Raw genomic sequence first — 21379 nt, 5'->3', positions numbered from 1 at the left:
TAACTAAGAATAGTTTAACGCACTTAGAAAGGTACCCGGTAAAATCAGACGGCAACAGCATTCCTGTTAAAGAAAGCTTTCGCCTAACTTCATTCCTCCGCAATCCACTGCTGAGCATCTTTCAAATCATTGAAGGTAAAACGGCGGACTTCGGCAGCAACAAAATGGCTGACTATCCTGTCAGCCAGCCAGCCGACCGCTGAATCCGTAACCAACGCCACCTTGGATACATGACGGTGATAGTTGCGGACAAACCGGAAGTGCGAGAGCGTAGCACCAAAGGATTCCCAGCCGGGGAAATATCGAGTATTGATGATTATACCCTTCAATTTATCGTGCTTTTTCAAGTAATCATCGACTCGTTGCGTGGCGTATTCAAAATCCACTTCCGATAATGCATTGTCCGGAGTCATGGTAGTAATACCAGCGGATTCATCTATCTTGACTTCGAGCATAGATCCTCCTTTTACATTGTAGCTGAACCCCTCCTGCTGCCGGATTTCTTTATTCAGGCAGTCGACGTCACAAAAAAATATCTTCAAATTCATCTATATCCTCTTATCAATAGCGCGATTCTAGATGAGGTAAAGAGTTTTAATAAGTTGGATTATTAATCCGATCTACACATTGAAAAAATTGACTCGGTTTATAACCGAAACAAGTTTGCGATTATTTGGATTTTAGGTATTCCAGCATTTTGTCAGCACCTGAAATCTCAAAAGGATCAGTGGGATAATTGTCTGCAAAACCAGGTTCAATGAATATTTTCTCGATCTGTTTGTTTTGTACAACCATGGAATACCGCCATGACCGCATGCCAAACCCTAGATTCGATTTATCAACAAGCATTCCTATTTTACGTGTAAATTCTGCATTTCCATCGGGGAGTAGAAATACATTTTTTATTCCAAGATGCTTACCCCACTGAAACATAACAAATGCATCATTTACTGATAAACAAATTACCTCATCAATACCTAACCTCTTAAGTTCATCGTAATACTTTTCATAGCCAGGCAAATGGGCATTCGTACAAGTAGGTGTATATGCGCCTGGCAAAGCAAATAAGACAATTCGCTTTCGATCAAAAATGTCATTGGTTGTTAAATCCTGCCAGCGGAAAGGATTATCGCCACCGATAGATTCATCACGTATGCGCGTTTTGAAAATTACGTTCGGTACTTGCCGTTGTTCTGTCATTATTGCCTCCTTGAGCTATTGCTTGTCTACGATCTGTAAACTTGTGAATCCTGTGTTTGTTCATAAATGCCGCAAAATAATGAAAAGCATTCCTGTCAAATCAACTCCACTCTTTTTTAATGCGACTATTACTTTTTAGTTGAGTTCAGTTGCTCAGTAAACATAAATCCGAATTCCATGGTTGGATGAGTCTCAGTTTATGATTTCTCGAGCATAGGGGTATGGCGCACTTGAAAAGATAATGCTATTTCAAGGTGACATTATGTTGATACGGGGTCGAAAACCTTGCAATTCATCACGTAACATTAACGTCTAATAAAGAGGCGCTATAATTTCCAAAAAGGAACTCAAACTCAAAACTCCGGTAAGATTAAAATAAACTGAAAAGTATTGATCTAAGAGATGATCAATTTAAGGCAATGGAACTTTGCAAGTTTTCGTAGAATCTCATAACAGCATTTATAAATGATTGGAGCGAATAGTATGAAGTTTTTGAAAGGAGGTGCGCATGAAATTAAATTTATTCACAAAATCTGATTGTTATCGTTTTGTCACTTTTATCGTTTATATATTATTGTTTCCTGTGTCCTCTGTATTTGCCAATGAAAGAATTATTCATGTCATTGATTTCACAGGACAAGAAAATGGCAGTGCTCTATCCTGGCTTAAAAGGGAGGGATTTGAATTTGAGCTAAAAGCAAATAAACTGAATCCAAGATTTGAAAATGATGCCTTGGTTATTAGCACCCAAGATGAAGTAGCCGGTTTGTTTGGATTGAAGTTTGCACAACAGGATTTTGTGCATGATGTCAAAAGAGTTGAAATCGTCTGGGGTGTAAACAAATATCCGGATGGGGCGGATTGGAACAATGGTATTAACAGCGTTCCGATTGCAGTCATGTTTTCATTTGGAACTGAAAAACTGTCGAGTGGTTTGCCGCTGGGAATAAAAGCTGCGCCCTATTTTTTAAGTCCGTTTATTGGCAAGGAAGAAGACCAGGATAGAATGTATGTTGGCAAACTGTGGCGTAAAGGGGGGCGATATTTTTGTGTCGCGTCGGGGGATCAAGCAGGCCAGACTATAATCACAGATTTTGAAGTTGACGAAAGGTTTAAATCGACTTTCAATCATGATGATACACCACCCATTACCGCGATTGCTTTTCAAAAGAATACCAAGAATACACAAGGCGGGTCAGAAGCATTTATAAAAAAGATTACCTTTCTATCAAAATAAATTCATAATTTGAAGATACTTTTATGTATTGCATGATTGCACGTTCCTCCCTACGTGTGATTGGGCATTCATATAGTTAGAATAAAATATATAAGCAACTAGTGTGCAGAATGAATTGAAAAGGATTGCAACAGATTGAAGAGAACAAGCTTTTATGTCACCGGTAATGTACAGAATGTCATGTTCAGGCAAACATTTATTCGTGGTGCACAAAAGCGAAAGTTAAAAGGTGGTGCATCCAACGATACAAAAGATTCTAACCGGGTACATTGTTCACTCGAGGGCGAATCGGCTGCAATTGATGAAATGATTAGTAAGCTTCGGACAGGCAAACCGATTAATTCCTGGAATGCTCATGTGGAAGTACTGCATTTTTATGATTATTTCACTGAAATATCCGAGCATCAAGTGACCACCGAAAATGTTAATCAGCATCACTGGTCACCTAATGTTGAATTTTATCTTTAAAACGAACAGCCGGAATTTTGTTACGTTTGTCGTTTGAAATTGAATAACTTTGTCTTTCTTTATGAGACCATATTAGTTGTATTGGCGAAGTCTGTTGACAGGATCACACTAGGGTAACTCCGCCAGGGAATCAAACCAATCGTTTCCGCTGAGCAAAGCCGGTATCGCGCAATCAAGGTGATTGCCGAAAAACAATGTTTCCAGTTCGACATTTGCACCTGCAGCAATAAAGTAGTCAATTGCTACCGTGGAATTTTCATAAGGCACGCGGTCATCGTCGAGGCAGTGATAAAGCCGGGTCGGCGAAACTGGTGTCCAACGATAGACATCGTTATTTTCGAGTGCCACCCTCAGTTGTCGGTCGTCGCCGTTTTTCAGTGCGGTCAAAAAAGAAGGTGCGAATAATTCGTCGGGAATGATTGGCAGTGCCGCGTCAATGGCATCGCTGTCGTGCGCACCATCGAATAATTCAACGATAGTTTCTGCCACATCATCTGTAGCCAGAAGATTCGTGATGTCATCTTCAAAACCGTAGATCTGATTGTAAGCAAGTAGTACATAGGGAAAATACATCGGTCTTGGTAACGGTTTATCCGTAAGAATCTGCTGCAACATTGTGCCAGACAGATCGTAAGCGCCTGCCATCGGCGCGGAGGCAGTGATGACGAATTCGTCAGCGTGATGTGTTTCGATCTCACGTTGGGCCGCCATGGTGGCGTAACCACCTTCCGAATATCCTGCAAGGAATAGTTGGCCATTGAGCGGATAACCGCCGTCGGCAGCTAATGAGCGCGCCGCTCGTATAAGATCAATGACCGCCCAGGCCAGCGTCTTGGCGTGCATGAAAGGATGTAATCCATTACTGTCGCCAAAACCTAAATAATCCGGTACTACCGTCAAATATCCTCTGGTACCCATCAGAAACAGTGCCAGGTCTGTTCCGGATTCTTCCGGATTTACACTGGGGGCATGGTCGCGCTTGATTATGGTGCCATGCTGAAAACTAAGCAATGGCGCCCCGGTCGGAATACCGATTGGTGTGCCGATAACGCCAGATGCTGCGGTGGGATTGCCGAACGCATCCTGCGTCTGATAACCTACACGATAAACAGCAACATCGTAACGTGGATTCAGGCCTGCTAATGCGGTAAAGGGGTATTCGATTGCAATCTGGTCGACTGTCTTTATTTCCATCAGCTTGACGGAGAGAACGGCGCCTCTCCCTTCAGGCATGGTTAATTTTGCTGCGTGTTTAATTTGGAAGTGGCTGTTTGCATTGTGACGTAAAGAGGCACTGTACAGTTCACCCCGATAACTGACCATCGGCAAAAAAATTTCCAATTCATCGCCAACGCTGGCAAGTCCACCGGACGACGCTTTGTTTTCACGCTCGCTACTGTCGGTCAGCCTAAAAACCTGCTCTTCACGGTTTTCTGGATTCAGGAACGCTGAATAGGTTTGTCCTTGATACATGATCCAGGGCAGATATAGTTCGAATTCTTCTGTAAGCAGCGCGATGGCGCGCGCCGATGCTGGAATGCAGGCCATTGAAAAGACCAGAATGTATATCAAACAGATTGATTGCTTCATATAAGCATTAATATTGTTTTCATTTGGTATTTAAAATTCATCTAAAATACTTGTCAGTTTTCTGCAAGCCTTGTTTTATCATAATTTTGCTAGGATTTGCTATTATCAAAACAAAATTCGACGGTTTTCATTGAGGAAATAAAACCTGCTTTTTTGTATTTCCTATAATGTTTTCAGCTATCCTTGCAAATTGCAACAGGAAATAAACGCAATCTTATTATCTAGGGTTATTCATTTCAGTAAAATACAATATTGAATCAATTGTGCATACATGGTGATAGAAGAATTATGCGCTATACTGAAAACATCCATAGCATGCATAAATTTAGATAGAAAGACGGAATCCATACTATGAAAATTCATGAATATCAGGCGAAAAAGATTTTGCAGCAGTTTGGTGTGGCCACACCACGTGGAATTGCCTGTTTCAGCGCTGATGAAGCGATGAAAGCAGCGCAGGAACTGGGAGGCGATACCTGGGTTGTCAAAGCGCAGATTTATGCGGGTGGGCGTGGTAAGGGCGGTGGTGTCAAGGTGGCCAGATCACTTGATGAAGTACGTGAGCTGGCCGGAAAAATGCTGGGTATGCGGCTGGTTACACATCAGACCGGATCCGAAGGACAGATTGTGCATCGTTTGTTTATTGAAGAAGGCGTCAATATTGCTAACGAGTATTATGTCGGAATGGTAGTCGATCGCGGCAGTCAGCGCGTATGTCTGATGGCCAGTGCTGAAGGCGGCATGGACATTGAGCAGGTGGCGGCGGAGTCGCCCGAAAAGATACATAAGATTTATATCGACCCGATTGTCGGTTTAACCAATAACGAAGCGCTTGATGCGGCCGCCAAGATGGGTATTCCAGAAGCGGGCCGCGACGAGGCCAGGGCATTATTAGTGGGATTGTATCGGGCATTTGACGAAAAGGATGCCTCACTGGCGGAAATTAATCCGCTGACATTGACTGCGGATAATCATGTGCTTGCACTTGATGCGAAAATGAACTTCGATGATAGCGCGTTGTTTCGGCATCCTGAAATTGTGGCGTTGCGCGACCTGGATGAGGAAGATCCGATAGAAGTCGAAGCGTCAGAACATGATCTGTCGTATATTCCGCTTGACGGTAATATTGGCTGCCTTGTCAATGGAGCAGGACTGGCTATGGCAACAATGGATATTATTAAACTGTATGGCGGTAATCCAGCCAATTTTCTTGATGTCGGCGGCGGTGCAACGGCCGATAAAGTGACGGAGGCGTTTAAATTAATGCTCCGCAATCCCAAACTGGAAGCAATTCTGGTAAATATTTTTGGCGGTATCATGCGATGCGATGTCATTGCAGAGGGTGTCGTGCAGGCGGCGCGCGAAGTTCATCTGACGGTCCCGCTGGTGGTTCGGCTAGAAGGTACCAACGTGCAGCTTGGTAAAAAGATTCTAGCCGATTCAGGATTGCAGATTATCCCAGCTGAAAATATGGCCGAAGCAGCGCAGAAGGTAGTAATCGCGGCCAGAGCACCTGAAAACTAGCGTTTTTAGTTTTTGGCAACATTGAAATAGCTATTTACTTATCGAAGGAGCCATTTTTCATGTCCATCCTGATCAATCGAAACAGTCGTGTGATGACGCAGGGGATTACCGGGAAAACCGGTCAGTTTCATACCCGCATGTGCCGGGAATATGCCAACGGCGGGGAATGTTTTGTTGCTGGAGTGAATCCGCGCAAACCTGGCGAAAATTTTGAAGGTATTCCGATATTTGGTACTGTGAAAGAAGCCAAAGAAACGACAGGTGCGAATGTTTCGGTGATTTATGTACCGCCGCCATTTGCAGCCGCTGCGATAGATGAAGCTGTTGAAGCAGAACTGGATCTTGTGATCTGCATTACCGAAGGCATTCCGGTGCGCGATATGATACGTACGCGCTATAAAATGCAAGGTAAAAAAACACGGCTGATCGGACCAAACTGCCCCGGCATTATCACACCGGATGAAATCAAGATTGGCATTATGCCCGGTTACATTCACAAGAAAGGACGCATCGGGGTAGTATCGCGTTCGGGTACGCTGACTTATGAGGCGGTTGCACAATTGATGGAACAAGGATTGGGGCAGTCGACCTGTATCGGTATTGGTGGTGATCCGGTTAATGGTTTGAAACATCGCGATGTTATTCAGCTGTTCAATGATGATGACGAGACTGATGCAGTGCTGATGGTCGGTGAAATTGGCGGTACCGATGAAGAAGACTGTGCACGCTGGGTGAAAGAACATATGCAAAAGCCGGTAGTCGGCTTTATTGCCGGTGTTACTGCGCCGCCGGGCAAACGCATGGGACATGCCGGTGCAATCATTTCTGGCGGCAAAGGAACAGCGCAAGAGAAGCTGGCTGTGATGGAAGAATGCGGGATAAAGGTTACCCGTAATCCGGCGGAGATGGGAAAGCTGTTAAAGTCGACGCTTGCTTAGCGTAACAGCAAAAATATAGTCATTAGTTGTTTTGTGTTTTTGTGTATAAGGAGCAGTCATGCACATGAGTGGTCGCGTTAAATTATTTGTTTCAGTGTTTGTTCTGTTTACATTCGAAGGTTGTGCGATGCTCGAACCGATGCAACCGACTAAGCCAGCGCAGCCTCCGACTGAGCGTCCGAAAGAGCCGCTGCCGCCCAGTACCAAACCGACTTATAATCTGATGGGTTACCCGCCCGCCACTCAGGAAGGTTATATAGACGGTTGTGAAACCGCTAAGAAATCAAAATGGGGCTTTAAGGACCTCAAACGCTATGAAAGTGATGGCCAGTACCGGACAGGCTGGGATGATGGTTTCTTTATATGTAATCGAAAAAAATAAATTATAAAACGATCATGCTGCTGCTATGAATACAACGCATTTAAGCGTATTTGTATTGTTTGTCCTACTGCTGGCGTGTCAGCCTGTTTATTTGCTGGCCGATCAGCAATCGCATCAAATACCGATTCCTGTTAAACAAAAACTTAATCATGCAGGTGTCCCGGAATCTGCTGTGGGTATTTATGTCCATGAAATCGGCAATGAACTGCCGATCATTGCGGTGAATGCAGATGTTCCCATGAATCCCGCATCGGTGATGAAACTGGTTACGACATACGCCGGACTTGAAATACTGGGCCCGGCTTATTCCTGGCAGACTATTCTATACGCACATGGCAAAATAAATGAGGGTGTATTGCACGGTGACCTGGTAATCAAAGGTTATGGTGATCCCAAGCTGGATCTGGAGAATTTCTGGCTATTGATTCATCGCCTGCGCCAGACCGGATTGCATGAAATAACAGGCAATCTGATACTGGATTACAGTCATTACGATATACCGCAGGATGATCCGGGTGCTTTTGATGGCCAACCTTACCGTACTTACAATATTCTGCCTGAGGCGCTACTGGTTAATTACCGTTCTACGGCGTTACATTTTATGCCCGATCCAGAGAAGAACGCAGTGAGGGTGGTTGCCGATCCAATACCCGATTCGCTGGTTTTGCTGAATAACCTGAAATTGAGTAACAGGACGTGCGGCAGCGATTGGCGCAATTTTATGGATATTGAAATTCAAACCAACCAGGAAAGCAGTAATCACATGCTGATTACTCTGAACGGCAGCTTCTCGGCACAATGCGACAGGCGGTCGTTTTTACTGGGCTTGCACGATAGTGCAACATATACGCGCGATCTGTTCAGACGATTGTGGTCACAACAGGGGGGAGTGTTTACAGGTGATGTTGTTGTTGCCAAAGCGCCGGCAAACTTGTTGCATATCAAAACGTATCATTCACCGCCACTAGCTGAAATTACTCGCGGGATCAATAAATTCAGTAACAATATTGCCGCGCGTCAGTTGTTTTTGACGCTGGGCACTGCCGGGTCAATCAGTCGCAGTCGTGCTCCGGCCACGCTTGATAAGTCAGAGCAGGCATTAAAACAGTGGCTGGTGTCCAAACAACTGTTTTTCCCCGAACTGGTAATTGAAAATGGCTCCGGCCTGTCACGTAAAGAGCGTATCAGCGCATGGCATATGGGTCGACTTTTATTGACAGCATTTCAAAGTCCGGTGATGCCTGAATTTATCTCGTCGATGCCGATAGTCGCAGCCGACGGCACCATGCGTAACCGCATGACAGGTACATCTGTAAGTGGTGTTGCGCATATGAAAACGGGCACTTTAAACGGCGTCAGAGCACTTTCCGGTTATATGTTAAATAAATCGGGACAGCGTTTTGTCGTTGTGATTTTTGTCAATCATGCACTGGCAGATCGTTCGGGTGCTGCCATGGATGCATTGTTGCAATGGATTTATGATCGCTAACCACTCTCGGTCACAATAATAAGATAGAAATACTATGATTAACCTGGCTATACAATTGATGGCTACACAATTGAATCAGCACCTCAGGCGCACTTACGATCTGAGTGAAGACGTAGTAATTGTCTCCAATTTGCTGGATGTAGACGGTAGCGTCGCACCCAATACCCATAACAAACTGGTTATTTTTCTAACCAATGTTGAAAAGGACTCGGTGTCTGCTGGAGCGGGCCGCTCACAATCGTTCGGCGAGTGGACCGTGCAACGTAGCGCTGCGGTGAATTTTAACCTGTATGTGATGTTGACGGCCAATTTTACAGGTAACAACTATGCCGAAGCGCTGAAGTTTCTCTCTAGTACAATTGGTTATTTTCAGCGTAATCCATTGTTTAACCATCAGACTGCACCGGATATGGATCGGCGTATCGAGAAACTTATTCTGGATATAGAAAATCTCTCCATTCAGGATTTAAGTAATTTATGGAGTTCGCTGGGTGGGAAATATATGCCATCCATTCTTTATCGTGTGCGTATGATTACATTTGATTCGGATGAAATTACAGGGCGCCAGCCGGTTGTTACGACGCCCAGGCCCTCTGTCGGTAGAGATTGACAGTTTGTAAGGTTTACATTTACAGTGTCGGCTTGTTGAGTGATTTGAATAAATGGGCCATATTAAAACGGAGCGTTAGTCAAACCAATGGGTGCCTACCAGCTGCTATACAGTGTTACTGTTGAGCATATGTATTTTGCCAATAATGTCTGCAAGTCACTTCAATTTGTTCCCACACAAGCAACTGTTAACTTGCTTTATAAGTCAGGCTTGCTGTTAAAAGTAAGCGAAAATCGTCTGTCAGTTTTTTTTGAAGATGACAGGCTGGATGTTCTTCAGATGCATGCGGAAGATAATTTTGTATTCACATTTAAGGTTTTTTCTAAAGATCCAAATTTTTCCCTGTATACGTTTCCCGAAATACCGGCTCAGCATACAATCCTTTATTTTGACAACCAGCATTTGGCCAATGATACAGTCGGCAGATTTTTGCTGCATAGCGGCTCAACCGTATCTAATGCTGACTATTTAGATTTAAATGCTGATCTGATCAGCGGTGATCTTGAGTCAAGAGATTGCCATGTGCGTCCCTGTTTTATCATAAAAATAGTCATTCAAAAGGATGCACAGTTACTGTCTTTAAATCAGCAAAGCGGCAGCTTTAGACAATTTCATATCTCATTTGCGAGTAAAAAAACTTTTTGGAAATATTATCTAATGGGTAATTTGTCCGGTCGCGAGCTTTATATTGCGGATATGAACAACGAAATTGAATTTGAAGAAATCGGCAGTGCGGTGTTGCCGGGAAATCGTAATGCCAAAATGTTGCGGTCAACCAGCGCAATCCAGATGCAAGAAAAACCGCTGCAGTGTCTTCAACTAATGGAGTTTATAGATTTGAGGGGTAAAATTGTTATTAAGCGGCTACCCAATGCATCCATCCATCAAATTAATGGCGAGATGGTTCAAGGTAAAATGAAGAATATTTCAGAGATTTATATTCACTAGCGACTGCATGATCGAATACAAATATTGTGAAAAGCGTTGTCTAATAACTTGATTGATTATTGTAAGATAGAAGCGTAAATATGGCTAAAGCGCATTAATTCAACCTAAAGGAGCGAGCTATGGGGCAGTACAAAACACCAGGTGTATACATTGTTGAGAAAAATGCATTTCCAAATTCTGTGGTTGAAGTGGCGACTGCAGTACCTGCTTTTATCGGTTACACAGAACGTTCTGACAATAAAGGGAAATCATTGCTTAACAAAGCCTGGCGCATTTCGTCCATGTCTGAGTTCATAAGCTTTTATGGCGGTGCACCTAAATCCCAATTTGCAATTAATGCGCAGAAAAAAGGCTCAGCTATAGAGGTCGATTTTTCTGTGAATGATAAAGCGTATCTTCTTGAACTTCAGGACTCAAGATATTTTCTGTATCACAGCATGATGCTTTTTTTTCAGAATGGCGGCGGGGCCTGTTATGTCGTTTCGGTCGGCAAATTTGACGAAGCAATCGAGAAAAATAAGCTCGAATCGGGTGTTAAAATCCTGCTGAAGGAACAGGAGCCGACGATGGTTGTTATTCCGGATGCCATGTCACTGGATCAGAAGGATGGCATAGCCTTGCAACAGGCGATGCTGGATCATTGTGGGCGCGTAATGAAAAACCGTTTTGCTATTCTCGATATTTTTGATGGTGATAAGGAGGTACAAGATAGCGGATGTGTAGAAAATTTCCGTAATGATCTGGGTACTAATTTTCTTGATTATGCTGCAGCCTATTACCCTTGGTTGAATACATCTGTCGTACAGACAAGTGATCTGAGTTTTGAAAATATTACCAATCTGGATGTTTTGAAGGAATTGCTCGATACCGAAGTTGATAATAGTCAATTGGTTGATACGAAGAAAGAAGAAATTAAAGCGCAGACAACTGAGTTGACATCAGATAAAAAAACATCAACCAGTGCCGAATTACATAAAAATCTGAATGCTGCGAGTCAGTTGTATGGTGCGATTCTGCTGTCTGCCAGAGCCAGACTGAATCTGCTTCCGCCAAGCGCCGCCATGGCAGGCGTTTACTCCATGGTTGATAACTTCCGCGGCGTCTGGAAAGCACCAGCCAATGTCAGTCTTAATGGTGTTGTTTCGCCGGCAGTAGAAATTACCCATGATCAGCAAGAAGACTTGAATGTTACTACGGCGGGTAAATCGATTAATGCCATACGCTCGTTTATCGGTGAAGGTACATTGGTATGGGGCGCACGTACACTGGATGGAAACAGTCTGGATTGGCGCTATATTAATGTGCGCAGGACCATGATTATGTTGGAGGAATCGATCAAGCTGGCGACAAAAGCATATGTTTTTGAACCGAATGTCTCCAGTACCTGGGTAACCATTAAAAGCATGGTTAACAATTTCCTGACCAGTATTTGGAAACGTGGTGGGTTGGCTGGGGCGACACCGGAAGATGCATTCGGTGTATATGTCGGACTCGGTGAAACTATGACGCCGCAGGATATTCTGGACGGCGTTTTGCGTGTGACTGTTTTAGTGGCACTGAGCCGGCCGGCAGAATTTATCGAGATCACATTCCAACAGCAAATGCAGAAGTCATAGTTCGGAGTCGATGGAATAACCGTTTAAATCGGCCTAATATGATTTATTTTTTAATCGTAACATAGAGGTAAGTTATGGCAGATGATGGATCAAGTCAATCGGCATCCGTATGGCCCATGCCGAAATTTTATTTTCAGGTGAAATGGGATTCCCAGGTCATGTCGTTTCAGGAAGTCAGTGGTCTCGATATTCAATCTGAAGAAATAAAATACCGGCATGGTGACAGCCCCGAATTTTCTGTTATTAAGATGCCGGGCATGAAGAAGGTGGGTAATATCACCATGAAAAAAGGTGTCTTTAAAGGTGATAATAAATTCTGGGATTGGTTTAAAGAAATCAAAATGAATACCATTAAGCGCTTGCCGGTAACCATTAGTCTGCTGGATGAAGGTGGTAATGCAACCATGGTCTGGACCTTGACCAATGCCTGGCCAACAAAAATTACCGGAACCGATTTGAAATCGGAAGGTAATGAAGTGGCAATTGAAACCATTGAAATTGTGCATGAAGGATTAACCATTGCAAACGGGTAATGCGGGAAATTCATGATTCAGATTTTACAATTATGGATTTTTGCTGTCTGTGAGTTTTTTTGAATAATGCCAGGTACGCAGTTCGATAATGCCTATCCGCCTTCTGCTTTTTACTTTAAGGTTATGTTTGGCGGTACCCATGAAACAACGGATACTTCCTTTCAGGAGGTATCCGGAATTTCGTCAGAAATTGATTTGGAGTCCGTCGTAGAAGGTGGTGAGAATCGGTATGTCCATCAATTGCCTAAAGGTATCAAACACCCTAATCTTGAACTCAAGCGCGGTATCGCACCTAAAGATTCACCTTTGGTGAAGTGGTGTATTGCTGTCATCGAGGGGGAATTTATCAAAGCGATTGAAACGCGGGTTATTCGCGTTTTTTTAATGAATGAAGAAAAAAAACCGATACGCGGCTGGCTTTTTGATTCGGCTTATCCGGTTAAATGGGAGATTGAAAGTTTCGGGTCAACTAAAAACGAAGTCGCTATAGAAAAAATAATCATGAATTATACTTTTTCAAAACGTATTGTCTAAAGTCGACCGTCAATAATATGCCCATAGAAATCAAACAACTACTAATAAAATCCAATATCGTGCACTATACCGAGGACGAAGAAACCGATGCGCATGAAGCGCGCAGCGCATTTAAGGAAGAACTATTGACCGAATGCCGTCATTTGATTCTGGAAATGCTGCGTGAAAAAGAGGAACGTTAAAATGGCAAATCAAAAAAAAGCGCTATTGACGATTTCCCCTTGTACCGTCAGTTCAAATGGTAAAATCAGTGTCGATCGTTCCAGAAAGAAATTTGAGGCGTTGATCAATCCATCTGGTTATGAACATACTTTAAGTTTGAGGTATTCCAAAAATAAGGTTTTGGGACAACCGGGAACAGAAACCAAATATGATGTCAGTCACCCTGAGAAAATCGTATTGAAAGAACTGGTTATAGATGGAACAGGTGTTGTCAAATCCTCAAATAATCAAACTGTTTCAGTCAAGAATCAAATTGAATTACTCAAAAATGTAGTTTATACCTATGTCGGCAGTAAACACGAAGCACCGATCGTGCAGTTAACGTGGGGCAGTTTTTTATTTTACGGCCGGGTAGAGTCACTTAAGCTTGATTATACGTTATTTAAGCCCAACGGCGTACCGTTACGCGCCAAGGTTACATTGACGTTTACTGAATATCAAAGCAGTGAAGAAATTGCAAAAGAAGCAGACAACCAATCGCCCGATTTGACGCATCAAGTTGAAGTTAAAGCAGGTGATACACTACCTTTACTGTGCTATCGGATTTATCAGGATTGTGCTTTTTATCCGGAAGTCGCACGCGTTAATAATTTAATGCATTTTCGTGATTTAAAGCCAGGCATGCAGCTTCTATTTCCACCACTGAATTAAAGTTTTGTCATGGCTGATTCACCACTGACGCATAGTACGGGTGTTATATCTTTTACCCTATCCAGTAATGGACAGGTGATTGCGGATACGATACAGATTGTTTCGGTGGAAATCAGTTATTGCGTTAACAGGATTCCGTCAGCAAAGATTATTATCCTAGATGGCGATATGCCGAACAATGATTTTCCGGTCAGTAATCGGGACGATTTTAAGCCCGGTGCCATGATTCAGATAAAGGCCGGATATGACGGTAAAGAAACCAGTCTGTTTACCGGAATTGTTATCAGGCACAATATCAAGATCGATGGCGATAATTTTTCCCGCTTAATCATTCATTGCAAAGATAAAGCGGTGGCGATGACAGTTGGACGTAAAAACGCGAATTTTGTCGATGTAAAAGACAGCGACGTGATGATGCAGCTTGTTGGTGGTTATAGCGGTTTATCTGCTGATGTTTCTGCAACGCCGGCTCAGTTCAAGAAATTGGTTCAATATTACTGTACCGACTGGGATTTTTTGCTGACAAGAGCGGATGTGAATGGTTATCTGGTGACTGTCGAGGCCGGAAAAATCAGCGCCAGAAAACCACAAGTAACGGGAGATGCACAACTGACGGTTACTTATGGTGTCGATTTGATGGCGTTTGATGCGGATCTTGATGCCTTTACACAGTTTAGCAGCGTAAAAGCGACCTCCTGGGACCCATCGATGCAAGCGGTTGCGGAAGCTCGGACTGGTCCGGTCAGCCTGAACAGTCAAGGTAACGTGGATAGCGCTGAATTGGCTAAAGTAATCGGCCCCGATTATTTTAGGCTGCAAACCAATATTCCGCTGGACAATGCCGCGTTATCTGACTGGGCCACAGCTCAGCAGATCAAATCAGGATTGGCCCGAATACGGGGAAGCGCCACTTTTCAAGGCAACGCCAAAGCAAAAATCGGCTCGTTGATCGAATTGAAAGGTGTTGGTGATCGTTTTAATGGCAATGTGCTGGTGACTGAAGCCAAACATCGAATTGTTAATGGTAACTGGATTACCGAGATTCAGTTCGGTCTTTCGGAAAAATGGTTTACCGAACAACATGCAATTGAGGCGTCGTTGGCTTCTGGACGCACTTCCGGTGCCCGAGACCTGCAAATAGGCGTTGTCAAAAAACTTGATGCTGATCCGGATGGGCAGTATAAAATTCAAGTATCTATACCTGTCATGCAAGTGGATACAGAAGGTGTATGGGCGCGTCTGATCAGTTTTTACGGGTCCAGTGATTTCGGTGTTTTTTTTATGCCTGAAATCGGCGATGAAGTGATCTTAGGATATTTAAACAGTGACCCATCGTGCCCGGTCATTCTGGGCAGTCTTTATAGCAGTAAACGAAAACCTGCCTATGAACCGACAGCAGAAAACAATATCAAGGCTGTTGTGACGCGCAGTAAACTTAAAGTCGAGTTTAATGAAGAAAAGAAAATGATTACATTGATTACACCGAATCAAAATCGAGTTGTAATCAGTGACGAGCAGAAATCGATTCTGCTTCAGGATGAAAATAATAATAAAGTGGAATTAAATGCCAGCGGTATTACTATGGACAGCCCAAAAGACATCAAAATCAGTGCGAAAGGGAAACTCACAATCGAAGCGGTAGGTAATGTTGAAGTGACTTCCCAGGCGGATATCAATAACAGTGGACTTAATATTAACCATCAAGCGAATATCGGCCTGGTTGCAAAAGGAAATGCAACGGCCGAATTGTCGGCGAGCGGACAGACTACGGTTAAGGGTGCTATGGTGATGATTAATTAATCACTTTTTATAAGAATGTGAAGATGCCCCCAGCTGCCAGAATAACCGATATGCATATCTGCCCGATGCAAATACCGGGTGTTCCGCCAATTCCACATGTGGGCGGACCTATCAGCGGCCCTTGTGTGTCGAATGTACTGATTGCCAGTTTGCCTGCCGCTGTTGTGGGTGACATGTGTGTCTGCGTAGGGCCGCCGGATACTGTAGTGATGGGTTCTGCAACGGTGATGATCAGCGGCAGGCCGGCGGTCAGAATGGGGGATACTACAGCGCATGGCGGCAGTATTGTTGCAGGTGCGCCCACTGTAATGATCGGCGGATAGGTTTATATAAGCTTATTTTTTTACAACTCATTGATGCTATGACAATAGACAAATCTTTTCTTGGTACGGGCTGGGCCTTTCCGCCACAGTTTAATCAAAATGGCTCGGTCAAACAAGTGACAGCCGAAGAAGATATCCGTGAAAGTTTATATATTCTGCTGTCTACAACCCCCGGTGAAAGGGTTATGCAGCCAACCTATGGATGTGACTTGAAATCACAGGTTTTTGAAGAGATCGATGAAGGTTCGGTTACCGTCATCATTGATTTGATCAAGCGCGCCATTTTGTTTTTTGAGCCGCGTATTTTGGTTGAACATATTCTTGTGGACACAGAAAATGAAACGGATCAGTTAAATGGCCTGATCAGAATCTATATCACCTATATCATCCGCGCCACCAATAATCGCCATAATATTGTGTATCCGTTTTACTTTACAGAAGGCACCAATGTGCGTATTTAAACCCTCAAAGTCCTGGATGGTCGATTTAATTTCACATAATCGATGCAAATAGATAACAGGTAAATTGACTCGGTAGCAATGCGCTGTTTTTCTCAAGTTGCACGAGTGTGCCGCTCTATTTATATTTAATTGTTCAATGAAAAACTGTTCTGACTTGATCTCATCAAACGTTCATTTGCATATCCGTGATGGCACGAGTCAGACCAGCCGCTTGTTGCCCGCACTTGATCCTGCATATTTTCAGCTGATGGATCTGCGTTTTCATTCATTACTGGCCATGGCTGTCGACTACGCCGAGCGGATGAAATTTTATAATATTCACAATGCAGCTGATGGCAACTGGAAGTCTTATTTCTCGGCCGATGAAACAGTCATCATAGCGATTATTCTGTCAACCGATACCAAGAAACTGGCAACCTTTTTTAAAAACCGGCAATACCCCGACAGTGGTTGTGTTGATGTGATGAATGCGTTACATGCAGCATTGCCGGCAGAAAATCAGCAACAACTTATTGCGCTCTATAATGTTAGCGTACTTCTGGATAACTGGCTGGCATCGTTAAGATCAACGCAAAGTCAGACTGGACACGAATTGCATCAACTGATTGCAGGCATTATTACCGGGCTTAATAAAGAGCTGCAATTACTTTTGCAGTGTTTCGCATATTTTTTGCCCGACAAGCCTTTGGATATGTTCTTTTCAAAGGATTTAATTAAACTGTTAAAAGTACCGGAATCTGAAAAACAATCTGTGTCATTGGATTTCTCAGACCGACCGATAGATCAACTGGCCATACGCTCGAGTTTTTATGCAGTGGTCAAAGCCATTGAAATGGCGCAGAGGCGGTCGGCTGATCTGCTAACGACTTCCCTGCAGAGCCAGCGTCACGATCCTGCTACCGGCCTGTTAATTGCATTTCTACAATTATTTCAAAGACTGCATCAAAAAATCAACCGGTTCACGCCGGGTCTTGTTGATTTTTATTATGAACAAGTGTTGGGTGCGCAGGCGCATCCATTTGAACCGGATCATACCTATCTGGTCGTTACGCTGGTAAATGAAAAGCAAACTAAATGGATTCCTAAGGGGACTGTTTTTCTGGCTGACAGGCATAGTGGAAAGCAAGAGACGCTTTATGTCAGTGATGATGATGTGCTGATACATGGCGCCAAAGTCGGTGCGACGCATACCTTGTTTTTTAACCGTGATCGGTTGAATTCTTCCGAGAATAGACTGCAGGAAACTGTTTTTTTGCCGAATATTTCCAAAAAAAAAAACAGACAACTTGCCACGTCATGTTGGCTTAATAGTATTCCTATTATCAGCCAGGAAGCGCTTGCGGCTCGAAGCAGCTTTGTGGCTTATCCGATTCTGGGGGCGCCTAAAAATACAGAAACAGAGTCTTTATCTGTTTCGCAAGCCCGCATAGGGTTTGCATTGGCCAGCAAGACACTGCTTCTCAAGGAAGGACACAGAAACATTAACATCACCCTCAAATTTGCTGACGCAGAAACCAACCCTGAGCAAGACAAGTTTCACCACTGGATTCATAAGATTGCGGCCGTGCTGAAATCATCACAGGATAACGATACAGAAGCCATTTTCACAAAGGAAGAAGCGCAAGACATCTTTTTCAAGGTTTTCAGTAATATTTTCGTTATCCACCTGACGGGTGAAGAAGGGTGGTTGCCTGTTGATGAATATGTGCCGATTTATTCAGGAATCGATGAGAGCATCAGTGATAACAGCCTGCAAATTGCTTTTACCCTGCCAGCGGACGCGCCTGCGATTACGGCCTATTCCAGTGAAGTCCACGGTGAACGCTATGAAACACAGCTGCCAGTCGTCAAATTTACACTCAATCCACGGGGCTATTTGTATCCCTACAACATATTGAATAAACTGGTACTCGACTGGATAAAAATAGATGTTTCGGTTTCGGGTAATCGGACGCTGGTATTGCATAATCAGCTTGGACAATTGTCAGCGCTGACATCATTTAATCCATTTGGCCCGTTGCCGGAAGTGGGCTCTTATCTGCTGGTTGGGTGCACCGAAGCGGCGGTAAAACAATTGACACATTTTAGTCTCGAAATAAAATGGGGTGGTCTTCCGCCTGGTATTGGCGGATTCAACACTTATTATCATGGTTATGATAGTCCAAGTAATCACAATGATTTCAAAATTAACAAATCAGTGCTGATGGAAGGCAAATGGCTTCCGGAAGAAACTGCCCCGGAAACTGTTGATACATTGTTTCAAATTAAAAATTCGCATCACGCTTCAAATGTGTTGAGTGAAACCAAACAAATATCATGTGATGCACTGATTCCTTACTGGAGTTCGTCAGACTACTTTCAAACAATAATCGGTTTAAGTTATACACCTTCCAGTAAAAAAGGATTTTTTAAATTTACTTTGACAGAGCCGCTTGATGCTTTTGGACACAAAAAATACCCGCAGATTCTGGCGCGGGCATTGACCCATAATGCCAGGCAGCGCATTTCCAAACTACGCAAAGCTGAACCTAATACGCCTTATACACCTATGGTCACATCCATACTGGCTAATTATCATGCATCTTCCAGGATAACTACCGGTAAAAGTGATAATGATAGTTGTTTGTCTACCTATCAGGAGAAACTGATTCATCTTCATCCAATGGGATGGGAAAATACTGCGATGCAATCAGGTCAAGCTGTCTTTTTATTACCGCAATATACTTATTCGGGTAACCTGCTGATCGGATTGGAAACTTTCGATGCGGGTGGTTTGATAACCTTGTATTTTTATCTGCGTGAAAATTCACTGCCGACAGAACACCATTCCGTAGAAAAACTACAGTGGTTTTTTCTTTCTTCAAATCAATGGATGCCACTCTCACCCAAGGAAGTGATTGCCGATTCAACACATGGATTTATGACATCAGGAATTGTGACTTTGGACGTTCCTGCAGACATTAATCAGGGTAATACCATCATGCCGGATTGTCTTTTCTGGCTATGTGTATCCGCTGACCAGGATATGGAGAAATTTTGCAGTTTGTATGCAGTTTTTGCACAAGCAATTCAAGTGAGTCGGTATTTGCCCGGTGGTGAAGATATCCATAAACTGACGCCCTTTAATTCGCTACCGGCCGGCAGTATCAAACAGACGAAACAATCACTTCCCGGAGTGGATAATATCTGGCAAGTGCAATCGTCAGTAGGAGGAAGATCCGTTGAAAATAAAATTGACGTGCGTATCCGTATGAGTGAACGATTGCGTCATAAAAATCGAGCATTACTGCCGCTTGATTATGAACAGCTCTTGCTGGCGCGTTTTCCGCAAATATACAAGGCGAAGTGTTTTGCAAATCTGTCCCCTGAATATGATTCGCGCTACCAGCGAATTTGTCCGCGCATTTGTTCTGGTCACGTGACAATTGCGGTGCTGCCTTACCCGGTTAAACAGACGCGCTATGGTGAACAACTGTGGTTAAGTGGTCATATGGTGAATGCAGCAAGAGATTTTATCAATCAATACACGTCTTCGTTTGTTACCGTTCATTTTGTCAATCCAGTCTATGAAACCATACAAGTGCGTTGTACTGTTAAACTGAGAAACGCACGTAACGGGGGATTGTATCTTGGCAAGCTCAATGACGCGATCTCAGCCTATATCTCTCCCTGGCATGATACAGTTGGTTACACTACGCATTTTGGTTGGTGTATTAATAAATTTGATGTGCAATCCTATATACAGCAGTTGGATTTTATAGACCGGGTAACGAATTTTTCAATATTGCGTATCACACCCGACGGCAACGCATTGTTTAACTTGCTCGACAGCGTGGCGGAAAGTAAAGTGACGACGGAATCCTGCGAGATAACGCCCAGGTATCCCTGGAGTATAGCGGAACCTATGCAGCAGCATTTTATTGAAGTGGACGACAGTTACGTTACGATAGAACCGGAGATTACCGGTATTGGCGAGTTGGAAATAGGCAGCACATTCATTATTCAGAATAGAGATGGCGAAACAAAATAGAAAAACACTGGAAGCCAAATTCAAGAATGGCAGCAGGCCCTCAGAAATTGCTTTTGCCGATTTGATTGATTCAACGTTGAATTTAATCGATGATGGTTTCGATAAAACGATCAAAGACGGCCTTAGAATTTTCCAGCTCGGCGACGGAAAGCTGATGAGTTTTTATCAAAAAATGGAGACACTCAGTCCTTTGTGGTTTGTTGGTTTGGATAAGGCAACATCAAATCTCAAAATTGGCAATCAATTCAACCCGAATGTGTTGACATTGCGCAGTATAGGCAATTCGTCCAATACGACAGAGGCGATCGATACTGCAGATGCCGCCAGAGTCGGTGTCGGTATTAATAATGCGCAACCACAGTATGAACTGGATGTTGTGGGCACGATTGCTTCGCATGGGAGGGTCGGGCAGAAAGATGCGTTTGCCGTACCGGCTGATGGCGAATGGTATGATATTACGCGTGTGTTAACCGGTTGCCAGGCATTTGAAGTTGTGGCCGGTGTCGGTGGCCGGGATGCAGATGGTAAATATGCTTTGATGCACGCTTTCGCATTATGTACTTATTATGCAAAAAATCATATCAGTTACCATCAGGCGCATTTTGGCGCCAAATGCAACCAACTTGAATTGCGTTGGGAACCGGTTTCCAATGAAAATGGTAACTTTGAATATATACTGCAGTTACGGACAGGCGTTTCCTACGGCCATGATATCTGGGTCAGATATCATTTAACCCGGCTTTGGAACGACACGGCCATGTATGACAGTGAAATTAAGCCGGACGGAACACCCATGTCCACATCCAGAAAGAAAAAATGAAGT

At 43.5% G+C, this 21379-nt stretch carries 21 protein-coding genes; 18 read left to right on the top strand and 3 right to left on the bottom strand.

What is annotated here, in order from left to right; translation table 11 throughout:
- Window positions 1-89: 89 nt before the first annotated feature.
- Together C8R11_RS08745 and C8R11_RS08740 are read right to left on the bottom strand one after the other, a co-directional pair.
- On the bottom strand, window positions 90-548 hold the full coding sequence (locus C8R11_RS08745) for a SpoIIAA family protein (RefSeq protein WP_107795368.1): 459 nt from the start codon (window positions 546-548) through the stop codon (window positions 90-92).
- Between the two features lie 121 nt (window positions 549-669).
- Window positions 670-1200 carry a peroxiredoxin gene (locus C8R11_RS08740; protein WP_107795367.1) on the bottom strand — a complete coding sequence of 177 codons (531 nt, stop codon included), beginning with the start codon at window positions 1198-1200 and terminating at the stop codon, window positions 670-672.
- Window positions 1201-1708: 508 nt separating this feature from the next.
- Between C8R11_RS08740 and C8R11_RS08735 the strand changes: the two genes are divergently transcribed.
- Window positions 1709-2437 carry a hypothetical protein gene (locus C8R11_RS08735; protein ID WP_107795366.1) on the top strand — a complete coding sequence of 243 codons (729 nt, stop codon included), beginning with the start codon at window positions 1709-1711 and terminating at the stop codon, window positions 2435-2437.
- A 135-nt stretch (window positions 2438-2572) separates the two neighbouring features.
- Window positions 2573-2905: an acylphosphatase gene (locus C8R11_RS08730; RefSeq protein ID WP_107795365.1), complete on the top strand. Its 333-nt coding sequence runs from the start codon at window positions 2573-2575 to the stop codon at window positions 2903-2905.
- A 108-nt stretch (window positions 2906-3013) separates the two neighbouring features.
- Here the strand turns inward: C8R11_RS08730 and C8R11_RS08725 are convergent, their stop codons facing one another.
- On the bottom strand, window positions 3014-4495 hold the full coding sequence (locus C8R11_RS08725) for a lipase family protein (protein WP_107795364.1): 1482 nt from the start codon (window positions 4493-4495) through the stop codon (window positions 3014-3016).
- A gap of 351 nt (window positions 4496-4846) precedes the next feature.
- Here C8R11_RS08725 and sucC point away from each other — a divergent pair, with 351 nt between their 5' ends.
- From sucC to C8R11_RS08650, 16 genes are all read left to right on the top strand, one after another.
- Window positions 4847-6019, top strand: coding sequence for an ADP-forming succinate--CoA ligase subunit beta (sucC, locus tag C8R11_RS08720; protein WP_107795363.1), 1173 nt, complete (start codon window positions 4847-4849; stop codon window positions 6017-6019).
- A 59-nt stretch (window positions 6020-6078) separates the two neighbouring features.
- The gene (sucD, locus tag C8R11_RS08715; protein WP_107795362.1) at window positions 6079-6957 is read left to right on the top strand and encodes a succinate--CoA ligase subunit alpha; all 879 of its coding nucleotides are present in this window, start codon (window positions 6079-6081) and stop codon (window positions 6955-6957) included.
- A gap of 64 nt (window positions 6958-7021) precedes the next feature.
- Window positions 7022-7339, top strand: a complete 318-nt coding sequence (locus C8R11_RS08710) for a hypothetical protein (RefSeq protein ID WP_090696882.1) — start codon at window positions 7022-7024, stop codon at window positions 7337-7339.
- Window positions 7340-7364: 25 nt separating this feature from the next.
- Window positions 7365-8828 carry a D-alanyl-D-alanine carboxypeptidase/D-alanyl-D-alanine endopeptidase gene (gene dacB, locus C8R11_RS08705; protein WP_107795361.1) on the top strand — a complete coding sequence of 488 codons (1464 nt, stop codon included), beginning with the start codon at window positions 7365-7367 and terminating at the stop codon, window positions 8826-8828.
- Window positions 8829-8862: 34 nt separating this feature from the next.
- Window positions 8863-9438: a Pvc16 family protein gene (locus C8R11_RS08700; protein ID WP_090696885.1), complete on the top strand. Its 576-nt coding sequence runs from the start codon at window positions 8863-8865 to the stop codon at window positions 9436-9438.
- Window positions 9439-9525: 87 nt separating this feature from the next.
- On the top strand, window positions 9526-10386 hold the full coding sequence (locus C8R11_RS08695; protein ID WP_107795360.1) for a hypothetical protein: 861 nt from the start codon (window positions 9526-9528) through the stop codon (window positions 10384-10386).
- Between the two features lie 119 nt (window positions 10387-10505).
- On the top strand, window positions 10506-12002 hold the full coding sequence (locus C8R11_RS08690) for a phage tail sheath family protein (RefSeq protein WP_107795359.1): 1497 nt from the start codon (window positions 10506-10508) through the stop codon (window positions 12000-12002).
- Window positions 12003-12076: 74 nt separating this feature from the next.
- Complete coding sequence (locus tag C8R11_RS08685) at window positions 12077-12535, top strand: phage tail protein (protein ID WP_090696890.1); 459 nt, start codon at window positions 12077-12079, stop codon at window positions 12533-12535.
- A gap of 66 nt (window positions 12536-12601) precedes the next feature.
- Window positions 12602-13069, top strand: coding sequence for a phage tail protein (locus C8R11_RS08680; protein WP_090696892.1), 468 nt, complete (start codon window positions 12602-12604; stop codon window positions 13067-13069).
- Between the two features lie 17 nt (window positions 13070-13086).
- The gene (locus C8R11_RS16165; protein WP_181258211.1) at window positions 13087-13251 is read left to right on the top strand and encodes a DUF5908 family protein; all 165 of its coding nucleotides are present in this window, start codon (window positions 13087-13089) and stop codon (window positions 13249-13251) included.
- 1 nt (window position 13252) lies between these two features.
- Window positions 13253-13942, top strand: coding sequence for a CIS tube protein (locus C8R11_RS08675; RefSeq protein WP_107795358.1), 690 nt, complete (start codon window positions 13253-13255; stop codon window positions 13940-13942).
- Between the two features lie 9 nt (window positions 13943-13951).
- Window positions 13952-15742, top strand: coding sequence for a type VI secretion system tip protein VgrG (gene vgrG, locus C8R11_RS08670; RefSeq protein ID WP_107795357.1), 1791 nt, complete (start codon window positions 13952-13954; stop codon window positions 15740-15742).
- Between the two features lie 23 nt (window positions 15743-15765).
- Window positions 15766-16065, top strand: a complete 300-nt coding sequence (locus tag C8R11_RS08665) for a PAAR domain-containing protein (RefSeq protein WP_107795356.1) — start codon at window positions 15766-15768, stop codon at window positions 16063-16065.
- Window positions 16066-16103: 38 nt separating this feature from the next.
- Window positions 16104-16526 (top strand): GPW/gp25 family protein, encoded by a 423-nt coding sequence (locus C8R11_RS08660; RefSeq protein ID WP_090696899.1) that lies wholly within the window; start codon window positions 16104-16106, stop codon window positions 16524-16526.
- Window positions 16527-16662: 136 nt separating this feature from the next.
- Window positions 16663-20556 carry a baseplate J/gp47 family protein gene (locus C8R11_RS08655; RefSeq protein WP_107795355.1) on the top strand — a complete coding sequence of 1298 codons (3894 nt, stop codon included), beginning with the start codon at window positions 16663-16665 and terminating at the stop codon, window positions 20554-20556.
- Window positions 20540-21376 (top strand): hypothetical protein, encoded by an 837-nt coding sequence (locus C8R11_RS08650; RefSeq protein ID WP_107795354.1) that lies wholly within the window; start codon window positions 20540-20542, stop codon window positions 21374-21376. The genes C8R11_RS08655 and C8R11_RS08650 overlap by 17 nt, the downstream gene beginning before the upstream one ends.
- Window positions 21377-21379 lie beyond the last annotated feature (3 nt).

Source organism: Nitrosomonas aestuarii, from assembly GCF_003046585.1.
Lineage (GTDB): Bacteria > Pseudomonadota > Gammaproteobacteria > Burkholderiales > Nitrosomonadaceae > Nitrosomonas > Nitrosomonas aestuarii.
The sequence above is the reverse complement of the archived record's forward strand: the minus strand, read 5'-3'. Positions and strand labels throughout refer to the sequence as shown.